The following is an 11,898-nucleotide window of genomic DNA, read 5'->3' as shown; positions in this document are numbered from 1 at the left end:
GCTGTACGCACCGCCCACGGCCAACGAGGCGGAGGTGTACATCGGCGCGCCCAGCCTGCCCTGGTACATCGATGCGGCGCTGCGGGCGGATGTCGAAGAGCACTGGCCGGCCCTTCGGGGATGGCAGGGCCGCCTTACACGGTTCGACCAGGGGCGGGACCGCATCGACCCGCTGAGCGGCGAAGGCCTGCGCGACATCCTCGCCTACAAGCAGGTGTTCCACCCCCGCCTGGCGATCACCGGCTGGCGCACCGAGCGCGATCCGTACAGCGACCAGACCACGCAGGTGCCGGTGTATGCCAGCGTGGAGGACGGCGCCGCGCTCCTGCAGGCCCGCGAGCACAACCTGTCCGACCACAGCACCTTGCCGCAGCACGAGTTCATCGTGCGCGGCGTGATGGCCTGGGATCTGGCGCTGGGTGTCAACCAGTGCCACACCGACGCCCGCTTCTGGCGCTACCTGAAGACGCTGGCGGACTGGAAGCTGAGCGATCCGTACTTCCTCGACAACGACGAGGGCGCGCTGCCCGAGCCCGGCCCCCTGCCGCCAACGCTCCCCACCGATCCCGCCTGGCCCCGTCAGGCGGATCGGGCGGTGGACTACTGACCCAAGCGAGGCATCCATGAACACACTCCTGCACCTTGCCATCACCGTGACTGTCGGTTCCGGTTTGCTCCTGTCGGGTTGTGCCAGCCGGACAACGCCCAGGGGCACGCCGCCGCAACCCGCCATCGAGGAACCGCAGACGCCCATCCTTCGCACGCGCTACCCCGACAAGGCTTGCCACGAGCCTGTCAGCCAGACGATTCCCTTCGGCGATGGATTGCGCAAGGCGCCCATGCCGGGCGCTGCTTACCGGATCACGCTGTCGACCCAAGAGGTGTTCGAGGGTGTGACTCCCACTGGCAAGGTCACGCTGCTCAGCTGCGCGCCGATCAAGCAGCAGGACATGCTGATCGAGGTTGGCATCGGCATGCGCCGGTAGGCGCCCCGGCCGCCCTCAGCGTGTCGCCGCCCGGTGCGCTGCCGCGATCGCGCTGCCGAGGTCGATCACCGCCAGCGCGTAGTAGCTCGACCAGTTGTAGCGCGTCACCGCGTAGAAGTTGGCCGTGCCCGCCACGTAGGAGGGCGCGGCATCGCCGTTCTGCAGCTCGACCAGCGCCAGCGGCCCGGGGTGGCGCTGGGCGTCCTCGCCGAGCACCGCGCCCTGCTCGAGCATCTGCGCCGCGGTGAAGCTGGGCACGATGTCGGGCGCAAGCAGCATGGCGCGCGGGGTGGTCTCCGAGGGGGGCGCCACGTCGTAGTGGGTCGGCATGCCGCGCTGCCAGCCGAAGTTGGCGAGGTAGTGCGCGACGCTGCCGATGGCGTCCTCGGGGCTGCGGAGGAGGTCGATGCGGCCGTCGCCGTCGAAGTCCACCGCATGGCGGTTGATGCTGCCCGGCATGAACTGCGGCAGGCCGATCGCGCCCGCATACGAGCCGCGCAGGGCCTGCGGATCGCAGCCGCCGCCTGCGCACCATCGGATCAGCTCCTCCAGCTCGCCGCGGAAGAACGGCGTGCGGTCCTTGCGGCCGGTGGGAAAGTCGAACGCCAGCGTGGCCAGCGCATCCAGCACGCGGAAGTTGCCGGTCACCCGGCCGTAGAAGGTCTCGACGCCGATGATGCCGACGACGATCTGCGCCGGCACGCCGTACTGCGCCTCGGCACGCGCCAGCGCCGCTTCGTGCGTCAGCCAAAAGCGCAGGCCGGCGGCGATGCGCTCCGGCTCGATGAACCGCGACCGGTAGGCGGCCCAGTTCTTCGCGGTGCCGGCCGGCGGCGGCATGATGAGCCGCGCCACCGAGGGCAGGTAGCGCGCGCCGGCCAGTTGCTCGCGCACCCAGGCGGCGTCCAGCCCGTGGCGCTGTGCGGTGTCGTCCGCGAAGGCCATCACGTCGTCGCGGCGGCCGTAGGTGACGATGTCCGGGGCGCTGTCGCTGCGGGCCTTGGCCGCGGCGGTCTTGGGCTTCTTCGCCGGCTGCGTGGCGTGGGCGGCCAACGGCATCGTCAAGGTCAGCGAGGCGGCCAGCATCAGCCAGGGGGCGCGCAGGGGACGGGAACTCATGCGCCCATTATCCCGGCCGCTGCGCGGCGGCCGCCGCGCGCGTGAACGCGCGCCACCAGGCGGGACTGGGCCGGCGGGCAGCGTCGCGGCCATAGCGCAGTGCGTCCAGCGCTTCCATCGCCGCGGCCACGGGCTCGCCGCGCGCGCCCAACTGCTGCCGGACCCGGCCCGCCAGCGTGCGCGGCCCCTCGTGCGGCGCGGCCCGCACCCCGAGCGCGGCCAGGCGCTGCCGCACGCGGGCCTGCAGGCGTTCCCACGGGTCGCGGCGCTGGCGGTCCCAGAGCGCCCACGCGGCGCCCGCGAGCGCTGCCGTGCTGGCCAGCACGACCAGCAGCAGCGCCAGGTCCTCCCAGCGCGGCGCCTGCACGCCCAGCCGCTGCAGCAGGTCGAATTGCTGTGCGCGCGAGTAGTTCAGCACCCACTGGTTCCACCGGTTGTTGACCAGCTCCCATGCGTTGCGCCACTGCGCCATCAGGGCCGGGCTCATGCCCGCGAGCGCACCGGCCACCAGGCCGGGCGGCGGGCGCAGCGGCTGGCTGCGGTCGACACGGTCGGGCGCCACGGCCGCGGTGGGATCGACCCGCACCCAGCCGCGCCCGGCCTGCCAGACCTCGGCCCATGCATGGGCGTAGCTCTGCCGCACGACGACGTAGCCGTCCTGCAGGACGGGATCGGCGCCCTGGTAGCCGGTGACCACCCGTGCCGGCACGTCGAGCGCCCGCATCACGACGACGAAGGCGGTGGCGAAGTGCTCGCAGAAGCCGAGCTTGCGGTCGAGCCAGAACTCGTCGATGGCGTGGCGGCCGCTGTCGTCGCCGTACACGCCCGGCGCCAGCGTGTAGGTGTAGCCGCCGGCGCGGATGTGCTGGAGCACGGCGCCGGTGAGCGTGGCCGCATCGGCCCGCAGGTAGCGCGGATCGTTGCGCAGCGCCGCTGCCCAGGCCAGCGTGCGCGGGTTGTAGCCGGCGGGCAGCGAGAGGTGGTCCTGCAGGCTGATGACCGCCTCGCGCGGGCCGTGCTCGAAGTCGGGCCAGGCCTGCGCGGTGAAGCGCAGCCGGTCCATCACCGGGCGCTCGGTGGTCCATTCGAGGTCGTGGCGCTGCAGCGTTCGCCAGCCGTCGATGACGGGGGCGCCCGCACTGCCGGCCGGGGTGGCCTCCAGCAGCGGCAGCAGCGGCAGGCGCGACGGCTCCAGCGTCATCTCGTAGGCCACGGGCGCGCCGCGCGTGCGCAGCTCGGCCGGCGGGCCGCCGCCGAACATGCCGCGCCGCAGCCGGTGCCACTCCCGGCCATCGAAGCTGCTGAGCACCGGCCCGCGCCAGTACAGGCGCGAGGTGTCCGGCACCGGCCCCCGGAAGCGCACGCGGAAGGCGATGCTCTCGTCGTTCGCCACCTCGGCCACCCCGCCCAGCGTGAGGGTGCCCGACAGGCCGGTGCGCCCGGCCGCGTCCTGCGGCAGCGCCCACAGCGGCCCCATGCGCGGGAACAGCAGGAACAGCAGCACCATGACCGGCACGCCGAGCAGCGTGGTGCGGGCGGCGAGCCGCCCCGCCTCGCGCAGCGCCGGCTGGCCGACCGGCATGTGCGCGAGCACCAGCGCCGTCAGCAGCCCCCAGACGGAGACGATCATCGCGGCCGCCACCGGCAGCGACTGCGAATACAGGAAGTTCGTCAGCACCAGGAAGAAGCCGAGGAAGAACACCACCAGCGCATCGCGCCGCGCGCGCAGCTCCAGCGTCTTCAACACCATCAGCACCACCAGCAGCGTGACGCCCGCCTCCTTGCCGAGCAGCGTGCGGTGGCTGTTGAGCGTGAGGCCGATCGCCAGCGCGAGCAGCGCCGCCAGCAGCCAGCGGCTCGGCAGCGGGGCGGAGCGCACCGCCAGCAGCGCGCGCCCGGCCAGCACCGCGGCGGCGAGCAGGCCGCACCACAGCGGCACGTGCGGCAGGTGCGGCAGGATGGTCCAGCCGATCACGGCCAGCAGGAAGAGCACGTCGCGCGCGTCGCGCGGCAGGTGGCCGAGGGCGGGCCAACGCGGCGCGCTGCGGGGCCGGGCGGTGGTCATCGCGCGCTGGCCTCCGACCACGTCGCCAGCGCCTGCAGCGCCTTCAGCCGGTGGGCGTCGCCCTGGCCGGGAGGCAGTTCCACGCCCGGCAGCCGCAGGCCGTGCAGCACGCCAGCGCCTTCGGCGGCCAGCACCCAGGCGGCCAGGCGCGACAGCCGTGCTTCCGCGCCCTGGGCGCCGGCCAGCTGCCAGTCCAGCCACAGCTCGCGCGAGGCGGCGCCGCTGTTCTCGCGCGTCACCAGCTCGCCGGTGCGCGCGGCCTTCTTCCAGACGACGCTGCGCAGCGCGTCGCCGCGGCGGTAGGCGCGCACGCCGTCGAACTCCCCCCCGTCGCGCTGGCGCATCGCGGCGCCGGGGCCGGCCAGCGGTTGTGCGGGCGGCAGCGGGGCGGGCGGGTGCTCGGGGGCCGGCCAGGCCAGTGCCTGCGCGGCCGGCCGCCACACGGTCCAGGCCTTGAAGAGGCCGAACGGGAAGCGCGTCTCCGCGCGCAGCGCGGGCACCGGGTGGCTGCCGCGGCGCGGCGGCACGAAGCGCAGCACGGCCGTCGCCTGGCCGAGCGCCGGCACGTCGACCCATACCTGCTGGTCGCGCTGCGCCCGGGCGTCGAAGCCCACGCCGATGCCGTGGCGCTGCCGGCCGGGGCTTTCGGCCACCACGTCGATGCGCGCCGGCTCGCCCGCGAAGCAGGGCGCCACCGGCCGCAGGTGCAGCGTCAGCCCGCGCAGCGTGGCATGGGTGATGTGCAGCGACGCGAAGCCCGCCCCGGCGAGCAGGAAGGTGAGGATGTAGCCGAGGTTGAGCTGGTAGTTGATGGAGGCCAGCAGCATCACCGCGAGCGTGACGCCGAAGGCCAGCCCGGCCCGGGTCGGCAGGATGTAGATGTTGCGCTGGGTCAGCACCCAGCGGTCGGTGCGCGGGTGGCGTGCCTGCCACCAGGCCTTCACGCGCGTGCGGAGGGCGGCCCACATCGGGTACATCTGGGGGGGCCGGTGCGTCAGGGCAGCGGCACGGCCTCGACCATCGCGCGCACCTGCTCGGCGCTGCCCCGCCCGGCGCCCGCCACCGGCAACAGCCGGTGCGCGATGGACTGCGCGAGGATGGCCTGCACGTCGTCGGGCGCGACGTGGCTGCGGCCGCCGATCAGCGCGTGGGCCTTGGCCGCGCGCAGCACCGCCAGCGCGGCCCGCGGCGACAGCCCCTCGACGAACCACTGTCCCGAGCGCGTCGCCGCGATCAATGCCTGCAGGTAGTCGAGCAGCGCGTCGGATGCGTGCACCCGCAGCACCGCCTGCTGCGCGGCGATCAGGTCCGCCGGCGTCATCACCGGTTCGAGCCGCGTGATCGCGCTGCGGCGGTCCTCGCCGGCCAGCAGCGCGCGCTCGCTGGCGCGGTCGGGGTAGCCGAGCGTGATGCGCATCAGGAAGCGGTCGAGCTGGCTCTCGGGCAGCGGGTAGGTGCCCAGCTGGTCGGTCGGGTTCTGCGTGGCGATCACGAAGAAGGGCTTCGGCAGCGGCCGGGTCTGGTTCTCGACCGTCACCTGGTGCTCCTCCATCGCCTCGAGCAGGGCGCTCTGCGTCTTGGGGCCGGCGCGGTTGATCTCGTCGGCGAGCAGCACCTGGGCGAACACCGGGCCCGGATGGAAGACGAAGGCCTCCTTCGAGCGCTCGAACACGCTCACGCCGACGAGGTCGCTCGGCATCAGGTCGGCGGTGAACTGCACGCGCGAGAAATGCAGCCCCAGCGAGACGGCGAGGGCGTGTGCGAGCGTCGTCTTGCCGACGCCGGGAACGTCCTCGATCAGCAGGTGGCCGCCGGCCAGCAGGCAGGCCAGGCAGTCCTCGATCTGCGTCCGTTTGCCGACGATGATCGTGCTAATCTGGTCTGCGAGTTTCTGGAGTTGCTGCGTGGTGTCCAAGGCCATCCGCGCACCTTATCCCAAAAAGCATCCGCCCCTTTTGCCGATGACCACCGCCTTCTACAGCCATTCCGAATGCAAGGGGCACGAGATGGGGCAATGGCACCCCGAGTGCCCCGAGCGGCTGGACGCGATCGCGGACCACCTGCTGGCCACCGGGCTCGATGCGCTGCTGGAGCCGCGCGACGCGCCGGTCGTCGACCTGGCCGACGTCCAGCTGGCGCACACGGCCGGCTACGTGCGCCACATCGCCGACCTGCTCGGCACGCTGGCCGCCGGGAGCGGCGAGCGCCATGCCTTCGACCCCGACACCAGCGCCTGCGCCGGCACCTGGGCCGCGATGCTGCGCGCCGCCGGCGCCGCGGTGGCCGCCACCGACGCGGTGATCGACGGCGACGTGGACAACGCCTTCTGCGCGGTGCGCCCGCCTGGCCACCACGCCACGCGCGACGAGGCCATGGGCTTCTGCTTCTTCAACAACGTGGCCGTGGCCGCACGGCATGCGCTCGATCGCCGCGGGCTGCAGCGGGTGGCGATCGTCGACTTCGACGTGCACCACGGCAACGGCACCGAGGACATCGTCGCGGGCGACGACCGCATCCTGATGTGCAGCTTCTTCCAGCATCCGCTATACCCGCACAGCGGCGCCGTGCCCAAGGGCACCAACATGGTCAACGTGCCGGTGCCGGCCTACACCAAGGGCATGGAGGTGCGCGAGCTGATCGAGGCGATGTGGATGCCGAGGCTGGAGGCCTTCAAGCCGGAGATGGTCTTCGTCTCGGCCGGCTTCGATGCGCATCGTGACGACGAACTGGGCCAGATGGGCCTGGTGGAGGCCGACTACGCCTGGATCACCTGGAAGCTGGTCGACCTGGCGAAGCGGCACGCCAAGGGCCGCATCGTGTCGTGCCTGGAGGGGGGCTACAACCTCCAGGCGCTGGCCCGCAGCGTGGCGGCGCATCTGCGGGTGCTGGCGGGCGTGGATGGGTGAGGTGAAACCGCGGAGGCACTATCGGTACCCAAGTGCAGCCTGGGTCGCACCAACTTGCCTCGCTACAGGTGTGTAGACTCCCGCACAAGGAGTCGCACATGGCCACCAATCTCGCAATCGATCCCAGTCTTCTCGAACGTGCCGTTCAAGTCAGCGGAGAGCGCACGAAGAAGGCTGCAGTCACGAAAGCCTTGCAGGAATTCATCGCTCGCCGGGAGCAACGGCGCGTCGCCGATCTGCTGGGCAAGCTGGAGTGGGACCCATCGTTCGACTACAAGGCCGAACGGTCCCGCGGCAAATGACACTGCTCGTGGATACGAGCGTCTGGTCCCTGGCCCTTCGCCGCGACGTAGAAGCTACCGAACCCGAGGTCCAGGAACTCAAAGATGCCTTGTTCGGGGCCGATGTCGTCGTCACGACGGGCCTGGTTCTGCAAGAGCTCCTGCAGGGTTTCTCTGGCACAAAAGCCCAGGCCCAGATCGTCGAAAGATTCGCCGCCTTGCCACTGCTCCAGCCAGATCGAGACGATCACATTGGCGCAGCCAACTTGAGGAATACATGTCGTCGAGCAGGCGTTCAGATGGGCACCGTTGATGCTCTGCTTGCGCAACTCGCCATTCGGCACGACCTCACGCTTCTCACGACGGACAAGGACTTCATGCATGCGGCCAAGCATTGCCCGCTGTGCGTGTGGCCGGCGAAGGCGCGGCCGAAGCGGTAACGCCCGATCCCTGCGTCCGGCCCCGCACACCCCATGACTCAAAACCTGTTCCTCGAGGCCACCGCTTGACGCCCGCCACCCCCGCGGCTTCCGCCGCCTCCACCGTCCCCGCCAGCAGCCTGCACGCCTGGTTCGAGGCGCTGCTTCGCCCCGCCGCACTGGTCGAACTCGCACTGCTCGCCGCCTGCCTCGGCCTGGCCGGCCTCGTTGTCTGGCTGCTGCGCGGCCAGACCGGCCAAGCTGGTCGCCCAGGGAGCATCTGGTTCGGTGCACGGCTGATCGACGGCGTGCTGTTCCCGGTGTTGGCACTGGCTGCCGTGTTCTCGGCGCGGCAGCTGCTGGCGCAGGACGGCACGCCGCGGCTGCTGCTGAACCTCGCGGTGCCGGTGCTCGTCTCGCTGGTCGTCATCCGCGTGGGCGTGCGCGTGATGCGCGCGGCCTTCCCGCAATCCCAGGCGGTGCGCATCGTCGAGCGCTGGTTGTCGTGGCTGGTATGGCTGTGCCTGGTGCTGTGGCTGACGGGGCTGCTGCCGGTGGTGCTGGCGGAGCTGGAAGCGGTCACCTGGACGGTCGGCGGCTCGCAGCTCACGCTGCGCAGCGTGATCGAGGGCGTGCTGAGCGCGGTGGTGGTGCTGGTGCTCGCGCTGTGGCTGTCGGCGGCGCTCGAGTCGCGGCTGCTGGCGGGCATCGGCACCGCGGGCTTCGCCGGCAACGTGTCGCTGCGCAAGATCGCCGCCAATGCCACGCGCGCGCTGCTGCTGATCGTCGGGCTGCTGTGCGCGCTCTCGGCGGCCGGCATCCCGCTGGCGGCGCTGTCGGTCTTCGGCGGCGCGATCGGCGTGGGCATCGGCCTGGGCCTGCAGAAGCTGGCGGCCAACTACGTCTCGGGCTTCGTGCTGCTGGCGGAGAACAGCCTGCGCATCGGCGACATGGTGGTGGTCGACGGCTTCGAGGGCCGCATCACCGACATCAGCACGCGCTACACCGTGATCCGTGCGCTCAACGGCCGCGAGTCGATCGTGCCGAACGAGATGATGATCACCCAGCGGGTGGTCAGCCTCACGATGAGCGACACCCGCGTCAGCGGCAACACGGTGGTGCAGGTGGCCTACGGCACCGACATCGACGCGCTGATCCCCCAGCTCGTGGCGGTGGTGGGCGGCATCGACCGCGTGCTGTCCGATCCCGCGCCTTCGGTGGCGCTGACCGACTTCGCGGCCAACGGCATCGAGCTGACGATCGGCTTCTGGATCCGCGATCCGCACAACGGCCTGGGCGGCGTGCGCAGCAACGTCAACCTGGCCGTGCTGCGCACGCTGGATTCATTGGGGATCGAGATCCCTTATCCGCAGCAGGTGGTGCACGAGGTGCGGCCGAGGGATGCGGCCGTGCCGGCGCCGCCGGCCGCACCGGGCCCGCCCGCAGCCTGAGCGCGCCGGGCCCGCGCTCAGCTGCGCGCCGCCGGCAGCCCGCGCAGGTAGACGTGCAGCGCCCGCACGTCGGTGTCGCTCATCTCGCGCAGCGATTCGAAGGGCATCACCTTCACGGGCGTGCCATCGGGCCGCAGGCCGGTCCTGAACATCTTCAGCAGCGAGTCCGCGGTCGGGTAGGCCGCCATCGGCCCGGCGTCGCCACCGGTCAGGTCGGCCGCCGCGGGCCAGTCGGGCGGGCCGCCGGGCACCTTGCCACCGGCGAGCTGCGGGCCGTGGCAGCCCAGGCACATGTTGGCGACGTAGGCGCCGTGCTCCCGGGTGACGCCCTCCGGCACCGGGGCGGGGGGCGGCGCGGCGTGGTCGATCTTGGCGGCGGCGTCGGGGATGGCGCCGAAGCCGTAGAGCACCCGCACCGGCAGCGGCAGCGACACCACCGCGCTGGCGCCCGCCAGCGGGGGCAGCTGCCGGACATAGGCGATCAGCGCGCCCACGTCGTCGTCGGTGAGGCGGTTGTAGTCCTCGCTGGGCATGATCAGCACCGGCGTGCCGTCGGGCTTGACGCCGTGGCGCAGCGTGCGCACCCAGTCCTGCACGCCGTAGTGCGCCACGGCGCTGCCCGGCCCCGGCGTGATGTTGGGGCCGATGACCTTGAGGCCGCCCGGCTCGTCGAGGAAGGTGCGGCCGGCGCCGTTGGCGCCGTGGCAGTCGACGCAGCCCCGCGACGCATAGAGGTAGCGCCCGCGCTCGATGGCCTGCGCATCGGTGCGCAGCGCCAGCGGCGGCGGTGGCGGCACGTCGACGCGGCGGTGCATGCGCTCGCCTGCCATCCAGTGCCCGGCTGCGGCGGTGGCGGCCAGCAGGACCGCCGTGCCGGCCAGCGCCGCCGCACCGCGGCGCAGCCAGCGGCGGCGGGGCTTCGTGGCCGCCGCGGTGCCGGCGTCCTGGGGCGGCCGGGCGGCGCTCACGCCGCGCTCCGCGTGCGCGCGCCCGCCAGGCCCAGTCCGGCTGCGAGGCGCACCCAGCGGCCCGGTTCGATCAGCGGGCGCAGCAGGTCGAGCACCGCCTGGAAGGCGCCCGGCGGCGCCTTGCGCTGCATGTCGCCGAGCAGGCCGGCCAGTTCGTGCGGGGCGAGCGCGGGGCCCATCCAGTGCAGCACCTCCATCATTTCCGCGGGCGGGATGCTGGCGACCAGCCGGTCGTGCAGCGCGTTCAGCTCGTCGTCGTCGTACAGCGACCAGAGCGCGGCGTTGTTGGCCGTCTCCTCGATGTGCATGTGCTGCAGGTTCTCGGCCACGAACAGCGCGAAATGCCGGTACAGGCGCAGCGCCAGCAGCGGACGCATCGGCGGCTGCGCGCCAGCCAGCGTGCGCACCTCGGCCTCGAGCGTGGCGATCGAGCCCAGGTGCTCCAGGTGGTCGTCGGCGGTGCGGCGGGCGCCGGCGGCGCGGCGGGCCTCGATGGCGGTGTGGATGAAGTCGTTCTCGTGGCGCAGGTGGCTTCGCATCAACGCGAGCAGCGCCTCGGTCTGCCCGAGCGTGCGCTGCATCTCGGCGGCGTCGGCGGTGTCGAGCTGGCCCAGGCGGACCAGGGTGTCGGCCATCGCACGGCGCAAGGCCTTGTGGATGCCGGCGTAGAGGTCGACGCGCCGTGCGGCGGGGGCGTCTTGCAGGGCGGAAGCGGAGGCGGGGGCGAACTGCGTGCTCATCGGGAAACAACCTTCGAAAAGAGCTGGCCGGCGACCGTGCCGACCTGCTCCGCAGTCTGCCGAGCCCGGCGCGCCGGCGCATCGACCGAAGGAGCCATGGGCCCATCGCGGCGGGCCAACCCGTTGGGGGGATGGCGCGCCGCGCGAGGGATGACCGGCCGGTGTATCTTGCCGGCCGCGCCGCCGATGTGCGGCACGAACGGAGGTCCGGCGATGAATGACTCCTCTCCCACCCTGCCCGCGGCACCCACGGTGCAGCCGATCCGCCCCGGCGCGGAGGTGATGACCCGGCAGCGGCTGCCCTACTTCGTCGGGATCTCCGGCCAGACCGTGGGCGCCACCGGCCTGTCGATGCACCTCGTCGTCATCCCGCCGGGCGCGCGGGCGGAGCCGCACGTCCACATCGGCTACGAGACCGGCATCTACGTGCTGGAGGGCACGGTGCGCACCCGCTGGGGGCATGAACTCGAGCATGACGTCGTGAGCCGGCCCGGCGAGTTCCTGTTCATCCCGGCCGGCGTGCCCCACGAGGCGATCAACCTGAGCGCCGACGAGCCGGCCCGCGCGGTGGTCGCCCGCAACCATCCGGCCGAGCAGGACCTGGTGGAACCCTACCGGCCCGGCCCGGCCGCGCCCGAGGCCGGCTGATTCCGAAGGAGCATGCCGATGTGCCGCAACATCAAGACCCTCTTCAACTTCGAGCCGCCTGCCACCGAGCTGGAGATCCGCGACGCGTCGCTGCAGTTCGTGCGCAAGCTCAGCGGCTTCTCGGTGCCGTCCAAGGCGAACGAGGCGGCGTTCGAGCGGGCGGTGGAGGAGGTGGCCGAGGCCGCGCGCCGGCTCATCCGCTCGATGGTGACCAGCGCCGAGCCGCGCAACCGCGAGGTCGAGGCCGCCAAGGCGCGGGAGCGGTCGGCGGAGCGCTTCGGCACGGGCCGCTGAGCCTGCGCCGGCCGCGGCACC

Annotated in this window: 14 protein-coding genes; 8 read left to right on the top strand and 6 right to left on the bottom strand. The window is 72.4% G+C overall.

From position 1 onward, the window contains the following. Together V4F39_RS20350 and V4F39_RS20345 are read left to right on the top strand one after the other, a co-directional pair. A partial coding sequence (locus V4F39_RS20350; protein ID WP_332291728.1) for an effector protein Tle3 domain-containing protein occupies positions 1-607 on the top strand: 607 nt, incomplete at its 5' end. A gap of 16 nt (positions 608-623) precedes the next feature. Continuing rightward, the gene (locus V4F39_RS20345) at positions 624-986 is read left to right on the top strand and encodes a hypothetical protein (RefSeq protein WP_332291727.1); all 363 of its coding nucleotides are present in this window, start codon (positions 624-626) and stop codon (positions 984-986) included. Positions 987-1,001: 15 nt separating this feature from the next. Here V4F39_RS20345 and mltB read toward each other — a convergent pair whose 3' ends face one another. Genes mltB through V4F39_RS20325 form a run of 4 tightly spaced genes read right to left on the bottom strand, consistent with a single transcriptional unit; the run spans position 1,002 to position 6,091 of the window. Continuing rightward, entirely contained in the window at positions 1,002-2,105 is a 1,104-nt protein-coding gene (mltB, locus tag V4F39_RS20340) for a lytic murein transglycosylase B (RefSeq protein ID WP_332291726.1), read from the bottom strand. A 7-nt stretch (positions 2,106-2,112) separates the two neighbouring features. Continuing rightward, on the bottom strand, positions 2,113-4,170 hold the full coding sequence (locus tag V4F39_RS20335; RefSeq protein ID WP_332291725.1) for a transglutaminase TgpA family protein: 2,058 nt from the start codon (positions 4,168-4,170) through the stop codon (positions 2,113-2,115). Continuing rightward, positions 4,167-5,138 (bottom strand): DUF58 domain-containing protein, encoded by a 972-nt coding sequence (locus V4F39_RS20330; protein ID WP_332291724.1) that lies wholly within the window; start codon positions 5,136-5,138, stop codon positions 4,167-4,169. The genes V4F39_RS20335 and V4F39_RS20330 overlap by 4 nt, the downstream gene beginning before the upstream one ends. A gap of 26 nt (positions 5,139-5,164) precedes the next feature. Further along, a complete protein-coding gene (locus tag V4F39_RS20325) occupies positions 5,165-6,091 on the bottom strand; it encodes an AAA family ATPase (protein WP_332291723.1) in 927 nt (308 codons plus the stop codon). A 40-nt stretch (positions 6,092-6,131) separates the two neighbouring features. Between V4F39_RS20325 and V4F39_RS20320 the strand changes: the two genes are divergently transcribed. The 4 genes from V4F39_RS20320 to V4F39_RS20305 all read left to right on the top strand — a co-directional run bounded on the left by V4F39_RS20320 (position 6,132) and on the right by V4F39_RS20305 (position 9,227). Next, positions 6,132-7,076: a histone deacetylase family protein gene (locus V4F39_RS20320; protein ID WP_332291722.1), complete on the top strand. Its 945-nt coding sequence runs from the start codon at positions 6,132-6,134 to the stop codon at positions 7,074-7,076. 98 nt (positions 7,077-7,174) lie between these two features. Next, positions 7,175-7,378, top strand: coding sequence for a type II toxin-antitoxin system VapB family antitoxin (locus V4F39_RS20315; protein WP_332291721.1), 204 nt, complete (start codon positions 7,175-7,177; stop codon positions 7,376-7,378). Next, complete coding sequence (vapC, locus tag V4F39_RS27225) at positions 7,375-7,797, top strand: type II toxin-antitoxin system VapC family toxin (protein WP_378235170.1); 423 nt, start codon at positions 7,375-7,377, stop codon at positions 7,795-7,797. The genes V4F39_RS20315 and vapC overlap by 4 nt, the downstream gene beginning before the upstream one ends. A 65-nt stretch (positions 7,798-7,862) precedes the next feature. Next, positions 7,863-9,227, top strand: coding sequence for a mechanosensitive ion channel family protein (locus tag V4F39_RS20305; RefSeq protein ID WP_332291719.1), 1,365 nt, complete (start codon positions 7,863-7,865; stop codon positions 9,225-9,227). 17 nt (positions 9,228-9,244) lie between these two features. Here V4F39_RS20305 and V4F39_RS20300 read toward each other — a convergent pair whose 3' ends face one another. Then, positions 9,245-10,195, bottom strand: a complete 951-nt coding sequence (locus V4F39_RS20300; protein WP_332291718.1) for a cytochrome c — start codon at positions 10,193-10,195, stop codon at positions 9,245-9,247. Next, the gene (locus tag V4F39_RS20295; RefSeq protein ID WP_332291717.1) at positions 10,192-10,935 is read right to left on the bottom strand and encodes a hemerythrin domain-containing protein; all 744 of its coding nucleotides are present in this window, start codon (positions 10,933-10,935) and stop codon (positions 10,192-10,194) included. Before V4F39_RS20295 ends, V4F39_RS20300 begins: the two co-directional genes overlap by 4 nt. A gap of 213 nt (positions 10,936-11,148) precedes the next feature. Here V4F39_RS20295 and V4F39_RS20290 point away from each other — a divergent pair, with 213 nt between their 5' ends. Continuing rightward, on the top strand, positions 11,149-11,583 hold the full coding sequence (locus V4F39_RS20290) for a cupin domain-containing protein (protein ID WP_332291716.1): 435 nt from the start codon (positions 11,149-11,151) through the stop codon (positions 11,581-11,583). An 18-nt stretch (positions 11,584-11,601) separates the two neighbouring features. Continuing rightward, positions 11,602-11,877, top strand: coding sequence for a DUF2277 domain-containing protein (locus V4F39_RS20285; RefSeq protein ID WP_332291715.1), 276 nt, complete (start codon positions 11,602-11,604; stop codon positions 11,875-11,877). Positions 11,878-11,898 lie beyond the last annotated feature (21 nt).

This window comes from Aquincola agrisoli, assembly GCF_036621135.1.
GTDB lineage: Bacteria > Pseudomonadota > Gammaproteobacteria > Burkholderiales > Burkholderiaceae_C > Aquincola > Aquincola agrisoli.
The sequence above is the reverse complement of the archived record's forward strand: the minus strand, read 5'-3'. Positions and strand labels throughout refer to the sequence as shown.

Bases quoted from the DNA above. Each gene is read 5' to 3' on its own strand.
- V4F39_RS20345 (WP_332291727.1), top strand. From the start codon at position 624: ATGAACACACTCCTGCACCTTGCCATCACCGTGACTGTCGGTTCCGGT.
- mltB (WP_332291726.1), bottom strand. From the start codon at position 2,105: ATGAGTTCCCGTCCCCTGCGCGCCCCCTGGCTGATGCTGGCCGCCTCG.
- V4F39_RS20335 (WP_332291725.1), bottom strand. From the start codon at position 4,170: ATGACCACCGCCCGGCCCCGCAGCGCGCCGCGTTGGCCCGCCCTCGGC.
- V4F39_RS20330 (WP_332291724.1), bottom strand. From the start codon at position 5,138: ATGTGGGCCGCCCTCCGCACGCGCGTGAAGGCCTGGTGGCAGGCACGC.
- V4F39_RS20325 (WP_332291723.1), bottom strand. From the start codon at position 6,091: ATGGCCTTGGACACCACGCAGCAACTCCAGAAACTCGCAGACCAGATT.
- V4F39_RS20320 (WP_332291722.1), top strand. From the start codon at position 6,132: ATGACCACCGCCTTCTACAGCCATTCCGAATGCAAGGGGCACGAGATG.
- V4F39_RS20315 (WP_332291721.1), top strand. From the start codon at position 7,175: ATGGCCACCAATCTCGCAATCGATCCCAGTCTTCTCGAACGTGCCGTT.
- vapC (WP_378235170.1), top strand. From the start codon at position 7,375: ATGACACTGCTCGTGGATACGAGCGTCTGGTCCCTGGCCCTTCGCCGC.
- V4F39_RS20295 (WP_332291717.1), bottom strand. From the start codon at position 10,935: ATGAGCACGCAGTTCGCCCCCGCCTCCGCTTCCGCCCTGCAAGACGCC.
- V4F39_RS20290 (WP_332291716.1), top strand. From the start codon at position 11,149: ATGAATGACTCCTCTCCCACCCTGCCCGCGGCACCCACGGTGCAGCCG.
- V4F39_RS20285 (WP_332291715.1), top strand. From the start codon at position 11,602: ATGTGCCGCAACATCAAGACCCTCTTCAACTTCGAGCCGCCTGCCACC.